Source organism: Synechococcus sp. HIMB2401 (genome assembly GCF_042883245.1).
Classification (GTDB): Bacteria; Cyanobacteriota; Cyanobacteriia; order PCC-6307; family Cyanobiaceae; genus Parasynechococcus.
In genome coordinates, this window is the sequence record NZ_JBDJKK010000001.1 from 34988 (window position 1) to 50088 (window position 15101).

General features: G+C 62.3%; 15 protein-coding genes. 9 read left to right on the plus strand and 6 right to left on the minus strand.

All coding sequences use genetic code 11. The features are described 5' to 3' along the window. Positions 1 to 108 precede the first annotated feature (108 nt). From topA to AAXE93_RS00260, 5 genes are read left to right on the plus strand one after another with little or no spacing between them, the layout of a single operon-like run. Entirely contained in the window at positions 109 to 2808 is a 2700-nt protein-coding gene (topA, locus tag AAXE93_RS00240) for a type I DNA topoisomerase (protein WP_390127159.1), read from the plus strand. Further along, complete coding sequence (locus AAXE93_RS00245; protein ID WP_390127161.1) at positions 2808 to 3236, plus strand: hypothetical protein; 429 nt, start codon at positions 2808 to 2810, stop codon at positions 3234 to 3236. Before topA ends, AAXE93_RS00245 begins: the two co-directional genes overlap by 1 nt. Continuing rightward, positions 3233 to 3886, plus strand: coding sequence for a DUF2232 domain-containing protein (locus AAXE93_RS00250; RefSeq protein WP_390127163.1), 654 nt, complete (start codon positions 3233 to 3235; stop codon positions 3884 to 3886). The genes AAXE93_RS00245 and AAXE93_RS00250 overlap by 4 nt, the downstream gene beginning before the upstream one ends. Further along, the gene (locus AAXE93_RS00255) at positions 3858 to 5057 is read left to right on the plus strand and encodes a nicotinate-nucleotide--dimethylbenzimidazole phosphoribosyltransferase (protein ID WP_390127165.1); all 1200 of its coding nucleotides are present in this window, start codon (positions 3858 to 3860) and stop codon (positions 5055 to 5057) included. The genes AAXE93_RS00250 and AAXE93_RS00255 overlap by 29 nt, the downstream gene beginning before the upstream one ends. Beyond that, complete coding sequence (locus tag AAXE93_RS00260) at positions 5054 to 6067, plus strand: ABC transporter substrate-binding protein (protein WP_390127167.1); 1014 nt, start codon at positions 5054 to 5056, stop codon at positions 6065 to 6067. The genes AAXE93_RS00255 and AAXE93_RS00260 overlap by 4 nt, the downstream gene beginning before the upstream one ends. Here AAXE93_RS00260 and AAXE93_RS00265 read toward each other — a convergent pair. Both AAXE93_RS00265 and AAXE93_RS00270 read right to left on the minus strand, forming a co-directional pair. Beyond that, positions 6041 to 7162: an aldo/keto reductase gene (locus AAXE93_RS00265; protein WP_390127169.1), complete on the minus strand. Its 1122-nt coding sequence runs from the start codon at positions 7160 to 7162 to the stop codon at positions 6041 to 6043. The genes AAXE93_RS00260 and AAXE93_RS00265 overlap by 27 nt on opposite strands. Beyond that, positions 7159 to 7707 (minus strand): bifunctional nuclease family protein, encoded by a 549-nt coding sequence (locus AAXE93_RS00270; protein WP_114988245.1) that lies wholly within the window; start codon positions 7705 to 7707, stop codon positions 7159 to 7161. Before AAXE93_RS00270 ends, AAXE93_RS00265 begins: the two co-directional genes overlap by 4 nt. A gap of 49 nt (positions 7708 to 7756) precedes the next feature. Here AAXE93_RS00270 and AAXE93_RS00275 point away from each other — a divergent pair, with 49 nt between their 5' ends. Further along, positions 7757 to 8425 (plus strand): riboflavin synthase, encoded by a 669-nt coding sequence (locus AAXE93_RS00275; RefSeq protein ID WP_390128607.1) that lies wholly within the window; start codon positions 7757 to 7759, stop codon positions 8423 to 8425. On the opposite strand, the gene AAXE93_RS00280 is transcribed toward AAXE93_RS00275, so the two are convergent. The 4 genes from AAXE93_RS00280 to AAXE93_RS00295 are packed head-to-tail and all read right to left on the minus strand — an operon-like array spanning position 8410 to position 11931. Then, positions 8410 to 8781 carry an AbrB-like transcriptional regulator gene (locus AAXE93_RS00280; protein ID WP_011363609.1) on the minus strand — a complete coding sequence of 124 codons (372 nt, stop codon included), beginning with the start codon at positions 8779 to 8781 and terminating at the stop codon, positions 8410 to 8412. The genes AAXE93_RS00275 and AAXE93_RS00280 overlap by 16 nt on opposite strands. A 54-nt stretch (positions 8782 to 8835) precedes the next feature. Beyond that, a complete protein-coding gene (locus AAXE93_RS00285; RefSeq protein ID WP_186509149.1) occupies positions 8836 to 9435 on the minus strand; it encodes a cytochrome c oxidase subunit 3 in 600 nt (199 codons plus the stop codon). Then, entirely contained in the window at positions 9432 to 11099 is a 1668-nt protein-coding gene (gene ctaD / locus AAXE93_RS00290; RefSeq protein WP_390127172.1) for a cytochrome c oxidase subunit I, read from the minus strand. The genes AAXE93_RS00285 and ctaD overlap by 4 nt, the downstream gene beginning before the upstream one ends. Before the next feature lies 1 nt (position 11100). Further along, complete coding sequence (locus AAXE93_RS00295; RefSeq protein ID WP_390127174.1) at positions 11101 to 11931, minus strand: cytochrome c oxidase subunit II; 831 nt, start codon at positions 11929 to 11931, stop codon at positions 11101 to 11103. 200 nt (positions 11932 to 12131) lie between these two features. On the opposite strand from AAXE93_RS00295, the gene AAXE93_RS00300 reads away from it, so the two are divergent. The 3 genes from AAXE93_RS00300 to AAXE93_RS00310 are packed head-to-tail and all read left to right on the plus strand — an operon-like array spanning position 12132 to position 15098. Further along, positions 12132 to 13058 (plus strand): heme A synthase, encoded by a 927-nt coding sequence (locus AAXE93_RS00300; RefSeq protein ID WP_390127176.1) that lies wholly within the window; start codon positions 12132 to 12134, stop codon positions 13056 to 13058. After that, positions 13051 to 14034 (plus strand): heme o synthase, encoded by a 984-nt coding sequence (locus AAXE93_RS00305; protein ID WP_390127178.1) that lies wholly within the window; start codon positions 13051 to 13053, stop codon positions 14032 to 14034. Before AAXE93_RS00300 ends, AAXE93_RS00305 begins: the two co-directional genes overlap by 8 nt. Before the next feature lie 50 nt (positions 14035 to 14084). Then, positions 14085 to 15098 carry an ATP-binding cassette domain-containing protein gene (locus AAXE93_RS00310; RefSeq protein WP_390127180.1) on the plus strand — a complete coding sequence of 338 codons (1014 nt, stop codon included), beginning with the start codon at positions 14085 to 14087 and terminating at the stop codon, positions 15096 to 15098. Positions 15099 to 15101 lie beyond the last annotated feature (3 nt).

The following is a 15101-nucleotide window of genomic DNA, read 5'->3' on the forward strand; positions in this document are numbered from 1 at the left end:
GGCCTGGAACTGTTGCGCTGCGGCGACTGTAGCGGCGCTCGACGCGCCGACGGTCATGCAGAGCGTTGCTCGGTGCGATAAAGAAGGGGAACGGTTCACCTGCCGCTAGTGGCGCACACCCTCGTCATCGTTGAAAGCCCCACGAAGGCCAAGACCATCCGTGGCTTCCTTCCCAAGGGATTCAAAGTTGAAGCCTCCATGGGGCATGTTCGAGATCTTCCCAACAACGCCAGCGAGATTCCGGCATCGGCCAAGGGGCAGAAATGGGCCAACCTCGGCGTGAACACCGACGCGGATTTCGAGCCGCTGTATGTGGTCCCAAAGGACAAGAAAAAGACGGTTCGCGAACTCAAGGACGCTCTCAAGGGTGCTGATCAGCTGCTGCTGGCGACGGACGAAGACCGGGAGGGCGAAAGCATCAGTTGGCACCTTCTCCAGCTGCTGGCGCCGAAGGTGCCGGTGAAGCGCATGGTGTTTCACGAGATCACCAAGGAGGCCATTGGCAAGGCCCTGGATCAGACCCGCGACCTGGACATGGAGCTGGTCCATGCCCAGGAAACCCGGCGCATTTTGGATCGCCTCGTGGGTTACACCCTGTCGCCCCTGCTTTGGAAAAAGGTGGCCTGGGGACTGTCCGCCGGGCGGGTGCAGTCCGTTGCGGTTCGGCTCCTGGTCCAACGGGAACGGGCCCGCCGCGCCTTCCGCAGCGGCAGTTACTGGGATCTCAAGGCCCAACTCGAGCAGTCGGGCAGTGCCTTTGAGGCCAAGCTGACCCACGTGGGTGGCCAGCGGATCGCCACTGGCAACGACTTCGACGAGAGCACTGGCGGGCTGAAGGCGGGCAGTGCTGTGCGGCTGCTCAGCGAGAGCGAGGCCAAGGCGTTGGCTGAAGCCGTTCGATCCAGTGCCTGGACTGTGGATGCGGTGGAGGAGAAGCCCACCGTGCGCAAGCCGGTGCCTCCTTTCACCACCAGCACCCTCCAGCAGGAGGCGAATCGCAAGCTTCGCCTCTCCGCCCGGGAAACCATGCGCTGTGCCCAGGGGCTCTACGAACGCGGTTTCATCACCTACATGAGAACCGACTCGGTTCATTTGTCGGATCAGGCGATCAACGCATCCCGCAACTGCGTGGAGAGCCTCTACGGCAAGGAGTATCTGAGCAAAGGGCCGCGGCAGTTCAGCACCAAAGCCCGCAATGCCCAGGAGGCCCATGAAGCGATTCGTCCATCCGGCGAAAGCTTCCGAACCCCTGGTGAGACTGGTCTGGATGGACGAGATCTGGCGGTATATGAGCTGATCTGGAAGCGCACCGTGGCCAGCCAGATGGCTGAAGCCAGGCTCACGATGCTCTCAGTGGATCTCAGCTCAGGCGAGGCCAGTTTCCGGGCCAGCGGCAAGCGCATCGACTTCCCCGGTTTCTTCCGCGCCTACGTGGAAGGCAGTGATGATCCCGATGCGGCCCTTGAGGGTCAGGAAGTGTTGCTGCCGGCGTTGAGCGTTGGCGATGCACCGGAGCCGAAGACCGTTGAGCCCCTTGGCCATCAAACCCAGCCACCGGCACGGTTCAGCGAGGCATCGCTGGTGAAGATGCTGGAAAAGGAGGGCATCGGCCGGCCGTCGACCTACGCCTCGATCATTGGAACGATCGTGGATCGCGGCTACGCCACGCTGTTGGGCAACGCCCTGACCCCCAGCTTCACCGCCTTTGCTGTGACGGCGTTGCTCGAGGAGCATTTCCCTGAACTGGTGGACACCAGCTTCACCGCGCGGATGGAGAACACCCTCGATGAGATCTCCCACGGCAAGGTGCAGTGGTTGCCTTACCTGGAGGGCTTCTACAAGGGTGATGAGGGCCTGGAAAACCAGGTGCAGCAACGGGAAGGGGACATTGACCCCGGTGCATCCCGCACCATCGATCTGGAGGGCTTGTCCTCCGTGGTTCGCATCGGCCGTTTTGGCGCCTACCTGGAGGCCAAACGGGTCAGCGACGACGGTGAGGAAGAGCTGATCAAGGCCACCTTGCCCCGGGAGATCACTCCGGCTGATCTGGATGAAGAGCAGGCCGAGCTGATCCTCAAACAGAAGGCCGACGGCCCCGAAGCCATCGGTGAGGATCCGGAAACGGGGGATCTGGTCTACCTGCTCTTCGGCCAGTACGGGCCTTATGTGCAGCGGGGCCAGGTGAGTGATGAGAACCCCAAGCCCAAACGTGCCTCTCTGCCCAAGGGGCAGAAGCCGGAGGATCTCACCCTGGAGGATGCCCTCGGATTGCTCCGCTTGCCGCGTCTTCTCGGAGAACATCCTGATGGTGGGCGTATTCAGGCGGGGCTGGGCCGCTTTGGCCCGTACGTCGTCTGGGACAAGGGCAAGGGCGAAAAGGATTACCGATCGCTCAAGGGGGATGACGATGTTCTGGCGGTGGGGCTGAGCCGTGCCCTTGAGCTGCTGGCCATGCCCAAACGGGGTCGGGGTGGACGCACCGCCCTCAAGGACCTCGGTAAGCCGGAGGGCAGTGATGAAACGATTCAGGTCTATGACGGTCCTTACGGCCTGTATGTCAAACAGGGCAAGGTGAATGCCTCGCTGCCGGAAGGCAAGGGCGCTGACGATGTGACCCTTGAGGAGGCGGTGGAACTGCTTGCCGCCAAGGCAGCATCGAATAAGGGCGGTCGTAAAACCGCCGCGAAAAAAACAGCTGCCAAGAAACCAGCCGCCAAGAAACCAGCGGCCAAGAAACCCCCCGCCACCACCAAGACCGGTCGGCTCAGAGCCAGTGCGGTGCGGGTGATCAAGCCGGCTGACAACTGATGGCCCGTCTGCTTTGGCTGCTGCCTGTGGGGCTCCTGCAGGCCTGTGCCGGCACACCGGTCGCTGAACAGTTGGAACGCTCCTTCGCGGTGACTGAAGCCAGGCCGGCCCAGGCAGCTGCGCCCGTACCGGTTGTGAAGACCAGCCCAACAGTTGTCAGCCCATCGGTTGCCAGCCCTACTGCTGCGACTCCCTCCACGCCGGCGGCCGAGGCTGTTTCCCTGCCTGAGGCAACGGATGCTCCTGATCCCGTTCCACAGCCAAAACCGCGGACGGTGTCATCCCAACGTCTGCCCCAGGCGCCCTACCGGATCACCATCCGTTTGGCCGGAGCCGACCCTGCCGCTCCTGCTGAAGCCGTCACCCGCGCCCTGCGTGAGGCGGATGTTGGCTTTGCGGTGGAACGGATTGAGCGGGTTGAACCATGACCGACGTGACCCCCCGGTTGAGCCGCCAGCAGGCTCTGAGGCTGGTTGAGGGGGCATATCTCGCGGCAGCGACTGGGCTGATCTGGTTGGCTCTGTACTACTTGCCGGTGGGTGGTGCGCTGTTCCGTCTGGCCCTTCCCTTGCCCCTGATCCTGCTGCAATTGCGTCGTGGCAACCGTTCCGGTGCAGAGGGTCTGCTGCTCTCTTTGCTTCTGCTCACCGCCTTGATGGGCCCTTTGCGTGGACCGCTGCTGCTGTTTCCCTACGGCCTTTTGTCGCTCTGGCTGGGCTGGAGCTGGTGCCGGGGGATCAACTGGTGGCTGAGCTGGTCGGGGGGCGTTGTTCTTGGAACAGCAGGGTTTTTGGTGCGAGTTCTGGTGCTTTCGTTGCTGGTGGGAGAAAACCTCTGGGTCGTGATCACCCGGGCCGGTTCCGCTCTGCTCGAGCGCTTGATCGCGGTACTGCATCTGCCGATCACACCGGATCTCACCCAGGTGCAGTTGATGGCGTTGCTGTTGGTGGTGGTTCAGGAGGTCATCTATGTGCTGTCTCTTCATGCTTTGGCGTACTGGATCTTTCCCCGCCTGAAATCACCGATTCCGGAGCCTCCGAGGCTGCTGCATGGACTCATTGCCCTCGATCCCCTCTGAAGCCTCGGTGTTGCCTGAGGGCTGCCAGCAGCTGGGAGGTCTCGGTGCACGAACGTTGGACGCAGCGGCACTTCGTCCCTGGACCTCCAACGATCAACCGCTGGATCTTTTGCTCGTTCTGGCGGCCACACAAACTGCTGAGCATGAAGGGATTTCCGCCGCTGGCTCCACCGTGGCTTCGCGGCGCTACACCGCCCTGGCTGATGCGGAGCTTCTGATTCACGGGCCGGCGCGACAGCGCCGTTGGCCTCTGCCGCCTCTGCCCGCTGGCGTCTCCCCCGCCCTGCTCAGCCATGTCGCGGCGCGACGCTTGACGTTGAGGCCGCAGGTGGCGGCCCTCGGCTTGGCCCAGAAACCCGATTTCCCTCACCTGCACATCGAGCCCCTGGACCAAGGCCCCTCGGCCTGCCTGTCCAGTGGTGCGGCGATGCCATTGCCGCGGGTGCAGCATTTGTGGCGACAGGGAGAGCTGCTGGGGCGGCGGTTGCAACGCCCCCTGGTGGTGGCGGAGTGTGTTCCAGGTGGCACCACAACCGCTCAAGCGGTGTTGACGGCCCTCGGCGTGGAGGTTGCCCATCTGATCAGCGGTAGTGCTCTTCATCCGCCGCAGCAACTCAAGAAAGACCTCGTTGTCCGAGGGCTTCAGCGGGCTTCGCTTGGTGCGCATCCTTCGGCCGAGCAGATCCTGGCCGCTGTTGGTGACCCTTTTCAGGCCTTCACCGCAGGGGTGTTGGTGGGTGCGGTGTCCGCGGGACAACCGTTGCTGCTGGGGGGCGGTTGCCAGATGCTGGCTGTTCTGGCCTTGGCGATGCAGGCTTTGCCCGCCCGTCAGCAGGACCAGCTGGCGGCCCAGGTGCTGATCGGCACCACCGGTTGGCTCGCTGATGAGGGTGCGGATCTGGCAGGTCAGTCCCCCTTCGGCGGGTTGGTGGATGCCACTGCGAGCCACCTGGCTGCTGCCCTCTCCGTTCTGGCCTGCGGCGTGCGTTTTCACAGCAGCACCCATCAACCCTTACGGGACTACGAACGGGGCTATGTGAAAGAAGGGGTGGGGGCCGGCGCTCTTTTGCTGCTCGCCCAGCTGCGTGGATGCTCTTGTGCCGATCTGATTCTGGATTGTGAGCACGCCCTGGAGCAGCTGCTCAGTCGCCCCGTAACGTCAAGCCCATGAACGTCTGGAGAGAGCGGTTGGGTCCCCTGCGCCGGCGCCAAGTGCTCCAGATGATCGGGGCGACGGGAACCGTGCTGCTGGCGGGCTGTCGTCCGGCGACATCCGCGCCAACCCTGATGGCTCCGGCTGGGGTTTTGCCGAAACCGTGGGCTGATGCCTTGCCCAAGCCCTGGAGCCTGACGCTGGCTCCAGCCCAGCAGGACTGGAGGCCGGCGGATCAGGCGCGTGCCGATGTGTTGGTGATCGGTGATGGATGGCTTGATGCCCATCCAGCGGACACGCTTCAGCCCATTGCCTCTGAACCGCTCCTGAGTCAGTTGGATGGTCAGGCCAAGGCTCTGCTGGCCAGCCTCGGTGCTCTTCAGGATCGGGTGTTGCCGCTGGCTGTCAGCCCCTGGGTGATGCTGCTGCGGGATGACCCGGCCATGTCCCAGGAGGGGTGGCCCCTGTTGCTGGATTCCGCCATGGCAGGGCGTGTGGTGCTTCCCGCCAGCCCCCGCTTGGTCATGAGCCTGGCGGACCATTTGGGCGGAGGCCAGGCTTTGCCTGCGCTGCGTCGCCAGGCCCTCACCTATGACGACCGTCAAGCCACCAACTGGTTGCTCAAGGGTGAGGCCAAGGTGGTGGTTCTTCCCCTGAGCCGCTGCATCGCTCTGTTGGGGCGGGATCCCCGTCTTCGGGCGATCCTGCCTGCCTCCGGCGCCCCCTTGCACTGGACTGTTCTGCTCAGGCCGGAGGCCAGTCGTGAACCGGTTCCCCAGCGCTGGGTCGAGCAGGGATGGCGGGATCCCCTGCATCGCCGCTTGGTGCAGCAGGGATGGCGGGCTCCGATTGCATCGCCAGGGCTGATGGTGGACCAGAACGCCCTATCGGCGCGTCTGCGGCCTCTGCTCTTTCCGTCCGCAGACACCTGGTCGCGCTGCTGGTCGCTGCCACCGCTGTTGCCCGAAGACCGGAGCGCCCTGGAAGAGCGCTGGCGTGATTCAGCTCCAGAGCCGCCGTCGCGGTGAAGCCTTTAAGCGTTGGTGGGTGTCCGCCAGTAGATCAGGAATGGGCAAGTGATGCGGGCAACGGGGAAGGCACTCCCCACAGCGTTCACAGGCGGAGGCGTCGTGCTCTTCCCACCAGTGACCGGCACGGCCGATGAGGTTGTAGCGCTCCTGCGCAAATTCGGTGAGCCCATGGCCAATGGCCAGATTGCGCAGCCGCAAGAGTTCGGGGATCGGAACCTCGTTCGGACAGGGAAGGCAGGCTTGGCACTGTTTGCAATGCTCCTGGCCAAGCCGTTCCTGCTGCCGCCGCTCTGCCCTGACCAGAGCCTGTTGCTCGGCCTGGCTGAGGGGCCCATCCCCCTGCGCCAGGGTTGCGGCGAGTTGAAGATCCCCTGCAGCTGAGGCCCCAACGGTCAGGGTGCTGATGCCCTGTGCCAGCAGGAATCGGTAGGCCAGCTCGAGGGGGGCAAAGGGGGTGCAGTCCTCCACCAGTGTTGGGCTGGGGGCCTGGAGACGACCACCTTTGTCGGCAGGGGAGATCGCCATCACTCCGAGGCCGTGCGCAAGGGCCCAACGGGCCAGTGGCAGGCGCTGGGGATCCAGCCAATGCAGGTGCAGGCTGCAGAAACTGAAGCGCTGGCTGCGCAGCGCCCGATCGATCAGCGGGTTGCTGCCATGGCTACTGAAGCCCACCTGGCTGACGCGTCCACTGCTGACGGCCCAGTCCAGAAGCCTGGACCCATCACCCACCAGGGCCCAGTCCAGGTGCTCCTCCCGGTTGATGCCATGGATGGCGAGGTTGTCGAGCAGTGGACAGCCCAGCCGCTCCAGAATCTGATCAAGGCGGCGTTGTCCTTCCTCGAAGCTCAGCCCTGGCAGCAGTTTGCTGGTGATCACCCAGTGGTCAGAGTCTGTGCGGCTGTTCTGGCGAAGGGCCTCTCCCAGAAAACGTTCCGCAGGTCCGTAGGCCGGGGCGGTTTCCAGATGGTTGATCCCAGCTGCCGCCGCCGCGTCAAGCACCTCGGCCATCTGGGCCGCCGAGTTCAGGGCACGCATCGTGCCGAGGGTGAACAGGCTGACGGGGCGGCCGCTGCCGAAGGCGCGGGTGTTCACTCCTCCGAGGGCGTCTCGCTGTCTTGGTTGCGCAGATGGCGCACCAAGGCCGCAGGGCTGAGGTCGTCGACGAAACGGCTGAAGGCACTTTGATCTTCCGCATCCGCCTCCGCATCCACCGGTATCGAGGCTTCCGCCACCACCTCTTCCAGCATCCAGATGCCGCTGCCCGTGCGGATCGCCAGCGCAATGGCGTCGCTGGGTCGGGCATCCACTTCGATCAGTTCCAGCACTTCGTTTTCAGCCAACTCGGCTTCGTCCAGATCGGGTCGCAGCTTCAACACCGCATGAAAGGTGCTGTCTTCAATCGCGTGGACGATCACGCGTTCCAGTTCGAGCCCCCCAGCCACCAACAGTGCTGCCATCAGGTCATGGCTGAGGGGGCGTGGTGGTTCTCCCCCCTGCAGTCCGGCCATGATGTTGTGGGCTTGCGCCTGATCGATCCAGATCGGCACCTGACGGCGGCCACTGGGATCCCGCAGCAGCACCATGGGTGTGCGGCTGGCAGCATCGAGGGCGATTCCGGCGACGCTCATTTCGACCATGTCGGCGGCGCAGCTCTATCCGATTATGGCCAGAGAGCCGCTGCGGGCGATGTTCACGGGGCTGGTGCAGTCAGTTGGAAGGATCGAGCGCCGTGCCGGGGCGGTGGTGGTTTGGGGCTGCGCTCCTTTTGCCCCGTTGGCCCTTGGCGACAGCGTTGCTGTGGATGGCGTTTGCCTCACGGCAGCAGAGCTGATCGCGGATGGTTTCCGCGCCGATGTGAGTGAGGAAACCCTGCGCCGCACAACGTTGGGACGCAAAGCGGACCGTGGTGGTGCGGTGAACCTCGAGCCAGCGCTTCGACTGAGCGACCGCCTTGGAGGTCATCTGGTGAGCGGTCATGTGGATGCGACCGGACAAGTCACCTGCGTGGAGACCCTCCCCCACTCCTGGGCCCTGTCGATCCGCTGGTCGGATCCCCGATTCGGCCGTTATGTCTGTGAGAAGGCCAGCATCGCGGTGGATGGGATCAGCCTCACGGTGGCTGACTGTTCAGCCGATGGAACGACATTCAGCCTCGCCGTCATCCCCCACACCTGGGAGGCGACGACCCTGAAACACCTGGCTGTCGGGGACACCGTGAACCTAGAGGCCGATCAACTGGCCCGTTACGCCGAGCGGCTGCTGCATGCCGCTGCTGCCGATGACGGAAACACCGTTGGCCAAGACAAGACCGAGAATCTGTCAGCCAGCTGGCTGGCGGCTCACGGCTGGTCTTGATCCATCTGCTGCAGAACGATCATTCCGGAGTCCCGCTGCAGCTCGATCTTGAACTCCTGGCCGGGTTCCAGGCCGAGCCGACGGGTGTAAGCGTGGCCGATCAGCAGGTTGCCGTTGCCATGCACACGGGTTCGGAATTCGGCCTGGCGACCTCGGCTTCCGCCTGAGGAACTGCTGCTGCTTTTCGGCAATTGCCATCCCTGGGCCGCCGCTTTGGCCTCCACCAGAGCTCGATAGAAACTCTTTTTCAGCAGTCGTCCGCTGGGGCCGACGTAGCCGCAGCCGCGGGCGATGTCATCTTCCGGCCGATTGCTGAGCGATCTGGCCTTGTCCAGCAGTTCCTTGCCGACCAGCATTTCAGGAATTAATTCAACTGAATTCTGGCCACGCTCGCCAATCAAGGCAAGGGATCAGAGCAGATAAAGGATCACGAAAAGAATCACCCAGATCCCATCAACAAAGTGCCAGTACAACTCCGCTGCTTCCAGGGGGAAGTGGTCGGCTGCAGTCACACGGCCCTGCGGCTGCCTCGCCTGCCACCAGACGATCAGGATCATCAGGGCGCCGAGGGTCACGTGGAGACCATGAAATCCCGTGGCGGCGAAGAAGGTGCTGGCGTAAAGGTTGTCGGTGAGACCGAAGGGGAGTGTGAAGTACTCCACCATCTGGCTCACCAGAAAGGCCAGGCCCAGGCCTGCGGTGATCAGCAGCCAGCGTCGACAGCGGCCGTGGTCGTCCTGTCGGATCGCCTGGCCGGCCCGGTGGAAGGTGGCACTGCTCACCAGGAGCAGAACGGTGTTGAGGATGGGCAGGGGGAGCTCCAGTTCATAGATGGCTCCATCCGGTAGGGGATTGACCGCTTTGAAGGTGAGGTAGGCCGCAAAGAAGCCGGCGAAGGTCATGGCGTCCGCCACAAGAAATGTGGCCAGGCCGAACATGCGGTGATCGGGATGCTCGGCATGCTCCCCATGGCTGTGGTTTTGATCCTTCGTGGGAACTGTGGTGGTCATTTGCCGCTGCTCCAGAGATCACGACCGCTGGTTGCGGTCAGGTCCAGCTCGTCCGGTGGGACGCCGTAGCCGTAGGGCTCTTCCACCAGAGGGGCCTCACCAATCCAGTTTTCGACCGGTGGCGGAGAACTGGTCAGCCATTCGGGCGTGAGTGCTTTCCAGGGGTTGTCGCCTGCGACAGGACCGCTGAGGGCGCTGTGGATCACATTCCAGAGGAAAGGCAGGGTGCTGATGGCCATCAGCAGGGCTCCGCCGGAGCTGATCTGATTGATCAGGGTGAATTGGGGGTCGTATTCAGCAACGCGTCGCGGCATCCCATTGAGGCCCAGCCAGTGCTGAGGGCCGAAGCACAGGTTGAAGCCGATGAACGTGAGAGCACAGTGCAGGCGGCCGAGATCTTCATTGAGCATCCGGCCGGTGAACTTGGGATACCAGTGGTAGATCGAGGCGAAGATCACGAACACCGATCCACCGAAGACGATGTAGTGGAAGTGCGCGACGACGAAGTAGGTGTCGTGCACATGAATGTCGAACGGCACCTGCGCCAGGGCGACCCCTGTGATGCCTCCGAGCACGAAGTTCACGATGAAACCGCAGGAAAACAGCATGGCGCTGTTGAGGCTGATGCGGCCGCCCCAAAGCGTTGCCAACCAGTTGAAGAATTTGATGCCGGTGGGAACGGCGATGAATGCGGTTGCAATGGTGAAGAACAGGCGCATCCAGGGAGGTGTGCCGCTGGTGAACATGTGGTGCGCCCACACAATCAGGCCCAACACAACGATGGCCATGATCGAATACACCATCGTCACGTAGCCGAACAGCGGCTTGCGGGCATGAACCGGCAGGATTTCGCTCACCAGGCCGAAGGCCGGCAAGACCATGATGTAAACGGCTGGGTGCGAATAGAACCAGAACAGATGCTGGTAAACCACCACGTTTCCCCCAAGGGTGGGGTTGAAGAAGCCTGTATGGGCAACAATGTCGAAACTCAGCAACACCAACGTTCCCGCCAGAACCGGTGTTGAGAGAACCACAAGAATGCTGGTGCCCAGCATCGCCCAGCAATACATGGGGAGCTGCATTAGTTTCAAACCGGGGCGACGCAGTTTGAGAATGGTGGCGATGAAGTTGATGCCTCCGAAGATCGAACTTCCGCCCAGGAGCAGCACGCTCAAGATCCAGATGATTTGGCCCGTTGCTGGTGTGGTGATGCTCAGAGGTGGATAGGCCGTCCAGCCCGATTGCGCAGCCCCCGTGAGGAAATAGCTGGTGATCAGCATCAAACCGGCTGGAGGGATCAGCCAGAACGCCACGGCATTCAGTCGCGGGAAGGCCATGTCCCTTGCACCCACATAAAAGGGGATCAAATAGTTCCCAAAAGCACCATTCACCACGGGGACAATCCAGAGAAAGATCATCACCGTGCCGTGGAGCGTCAGTACCTGGTTGTAGACATCACGTGCCATGAAGTCGGACACGGGGCTGGTGAGTTCCGTGCGAATGGCACCGGCTAGGGCGCCGCCAATCAGATAAAAAACAAAGCCGCAGACGAGGTACTGCAGCCCGATCACCTTGTGATCAACGCTGAAGCTGAAATACCGCAACCAGCCGCTGGGTTGAAGCCGTGGAGGGCTGGACGTTTCCGGGGGCAAGCTGATGGTCATCTCAGGCGTTAGCGATGGTGAGGGTTTCGTTTTCAGGTGCGGCTTTGGCGTTGTCCCGGTACCAGCTGTCCCAGTCCTCCGGGCTTTCCACCACAACGGTGGAGCGCATTCCACCGTGGTAGGGCCCACAGAGTTCGGCGCACACGATCGGATAACGGCCGGTGCGTGTGGGTGTGAAACTCAGCTGGGTTGGTTGGCCGGGAATAACGTCCTGCTTCAAGCGAAATTCAGGCACCCAGAAGGCGTGAATCACATCTTTGGCTTCCATCCGAAGAGTGATCGGCCGATCGGCCGGAACATGCAGTTCACCTGATGTAATGTCTCCCTCTGGGTAATGAAAGAGGAAGGCAAATTGCATGGCTGTCACTTCAACGGGTAAAGCATTTGTTGCGGCTGCTGATTCAATCGAGCCTGAACTGATGCCTCCCCAGATCTGTTCGTCGTGGGCTCCGCCCATGTGGTCATGGGCCAGAGGCACCATGCCCCCCATCCGGTCGTAAATGTCGTAGCTGTACAGACCAACAAACAGCACCACAACAGCAGGAACAGCTGTCCAGAAGATTTCAAGTGGCAGGTTTCCTTCGATGGCAAGGCCGTCGCCGAGCTGGCCGCTGCGTCGCCGAAAGCGAATCAGGCTGAACACGAGAAGGCCAACGATTCCGATAAACAGAATGCTGCCAATCGTGAATAGAACCTTAAAAAGATCGTCGTAAATCGGCGCGTTGGCGCTCGCATCGATGGGGAGAAGGTTGATGTTCTGGCCGATCCACAGGCCGCCCAGAGCAAGGACCATCCCGATCACCAACGTGAGAATGGCGGATGGGATCTGCACCTGATCAATCCCAGGTTTTCAACAGCGTATGGGGCTGGCTGCGGTTCTCCATGAAGTGATTGTTAAGGCCTCATTTCTGTCAGGGAAAGGGGATGACTTTTTGATCTTTTCTGTTGCAGACGTCCACACAGCGTGACGTCATCTTCTGCATCGCTACGGTCCAAGCAATCCCTTTTGGGGCATCGGATGGAGCTTGTTCGATGATGCTTTCCTCAATGTCGACATTGCGTCGACGTCTTGGGTTGTTGTCGGCTCACCTTGTGGTTGCCGTGATCGCTTTGGTGGTGATCGGTGGAGCAACCCGGGTGATGGAAGCCGGCTTGGCCTGCCCGGACTGGCCCCTGTGCTTCGGCTCGTTGTTGCCGGGTCGCCAGATGAATGTTCAGGTGTTCCTTGAGTGGTTCCACCGCCTCGATGCCTTCGTCATTGGCATTGCCCTGGTGGTGATGGCTGTGGCGACGACGCTTCAGCGCCGCCAACTGCCGCGATGGCTGCCCTGGCTGGCCATCGGTCTGATGGTTTTGGTGGCGATGCAGGGAGGTTTGGGTGCGCTGACGGTGACCCAACTGCTCCCCTCTGCCGTGGTGACAGCCCACCTGGCACTCGCACTAACCCTCGTGGCGCTCCTGAGTGGGCTGACCCAACGCTTGCTTCATCCCGCTGCTGCCGTCGCTCCGCTCTGGTGGCGCATCGGGGCATCGCTTGGCCTGTTGTCGGTCTTTGTGCAGTGCCTGCTCGGTGGTCGCATGGCCACCGCGTGGGCAGGGCAGCGATGCCTTGCTGGAGGAGAGGCCTGCCAGCTGGTGCTTTCCCATCGCCTGACGGCGATGCCGGTGGCCGTTGTTCTGCTCGGCTTCGCCGGGGCAGCCGTGCTGGCAGGTGGTTGGGCTCGTCAGCAGTGGCCCTGGCTGGGTGGGGTCGTGCTTCTGGTGCTGGTTCAGGTGGCCCTTGGCGTCCTCACCCTTCGTCTTGGTTTGTCGCAACCGGCAGTGACCGTTGCGCATCAACTCGTGGCTGCACTGCTGATTGCTCTGCTGGCGGCGCTTCTGGTTCGTTCTCCGGACCTCCCCTCACCGTCCCGTTCCGTCGTCCTCGACGACACCTCGTTGGAGGCCTGTCATGGCTGAAATCACTGCAACCGTTCGTCCGACCCGTGAGGAGGTCGTTCCCTCCCGCAAGCGGGTGAAACTTCCGGCTTGGCTGGAAGTCGCCAAGCCCCGCCTTATCCCTCTGCTGCTGGCTACCACCCTGGGTGGAATGGCTCTCAGTGAAGGCTGGCCTCTTGCATCGCCTCGGCTCGTCTGCACTCTGGGGGGAGGGGCGCTTGCCTCCGCTGCTGCAGGGGTTCTGAACTGCTTGTGGGAGCAGGATCTTGATGGCCGGATGGCCCGCACCAGCGGTCGCGCACTCCCCTCCGGTCGGCTGTCTCCTACCAGTGCATTCATCGGAGCCATCGCCTGCACCCTCGCGGCGGCGATGCTTCTCGTCAGCGGTGTGAACTGTCTCGCCGCTGGATTGTCCCTGCTCGGCCTCTGCAGTTACGTGCTGCTCTACACAGCCTTGCTCAAGCCGCGGACGTCCCAGAACATCGTCATCGGTGGGGTCGCCGGGGCCATTCCGCCCCTGGTTGGGGCGGCGGCCGCCACGGGCCATGTTGGCCTCGGGGGCTGGTGGTTGTTCGCTCTGGTGATGGTCTGGACGCCAGCCCATTTCTGGGCTTTGGCCCTGCTGTTGCGCGAGGACTATCGCGCTGTCGGGATCCCGATGCTGCCCGTGGTGAAGGGTCCTGTGGTGACGGCACGGGCGATCAAGACCTACGGCTGGATCACTGTTCTGCTCAGCGGTTTGGGCGTTTTTGCTTTGCCTTCAGGTGGCGCCTTCTATGGCGTGATGCTGCTGCCCTACAACGGCCGATTGCTGCAGCTCGTCGATCGGCTGTCCCTGGATCCCGACAGCCTTGTGAATGCCAAGGCCCTGTTCCGTTGGTCGATCCTTTATCTGTTTGGTCTTTGCCTGCTTCTCATTCTCAGCCGGACGGATCTGGCCTCAGGCTTTGCTCAACAGGTGATGCAACTTCTCTCCCTGTCAACGGCGGTGCAATGAGCACTCTCTAGATTCCCTGAATTGGCCGAGCAAGTCCCTGACGGTGCCTGATGGCGTTGATTGAACTGCGCAAGATCTCCAAGGCCTACGGCTCGGTACCGGCTCTGCGTGAGCTTGATCTCACCGTTCCTGAAGGATGCCTGTACGGGCTGCTTGGCCCGAACGGTGCCGGCAAAACAACGGCCATGCGCATTCTGGCCACCCTGCTCTCCCCCGACAGCGGCTCCGTTGTTGTTGGGGGTGTTGACGGTCTGGTGCAGCCACGAGAAGTGCGCCAGCTCATGGGCTATGTGGCCCAGGAGGTGGCCATCGACAAGATCCTGAGTGGCCGGGAACTGCTGCAATTGCAAGGTGATCTCCACCACCTGCCGCGGAACGATCGCGACAGCCGCATCGCCGATCTGATTGACCGCCTCGCGATGGGCGACTGGATTGACCGCCGCTGCGGCACCTACTCCGGTGGCATGAGGCGGCGTCTGGATCTAGCCGCCGGTCTGCTGCACCGCCCCCGGTTGCTCGTGCTCGATGAACCCACCGTGGGACTGGATATCGAGAGCCGCAGTGCCATCTGGCAGCTGCTGCGTCGGCTGGTTGATGAGGGCACCACTGTTCTGCTGAGCAGTCACTACCTCGAAGAAGTGGAGGCTCTGGCGGATCAGTTGGCGATCATCGACGCCGGCCGTGTGATTGCCGAAGGCAGCCCTGATCAGCTCAAACAACGGCTGGGGGGTGATCGCGTGACTCTGCGAATCCGAGAGTTCAGCAATGCCGATGAGGCGACCCAGGTGCGTGCCCTTCTCGAACCCTTGGATGGGGTGCGTCAGGTGGTGGTGAACCGCTCCCAAGGCTTTTCCCTCAATCTGGTGATTGAGGGAGGGGCCGTGATCGATCAGCTGCGTCAGACCCTCGAGGCTGCAGGTTTGCCTGTGTTTGCCCTGGCCCAGAGTCGTCCCAGCCTGGATGATGTCTACCTTCAGGCCACAGGACGCACCCTGATGGACGCTGAACTGGCCATCGCAGGCCAGCGCGACGTCAAACAGGAAAAGCGTCAATCCATGCGTTGAGTG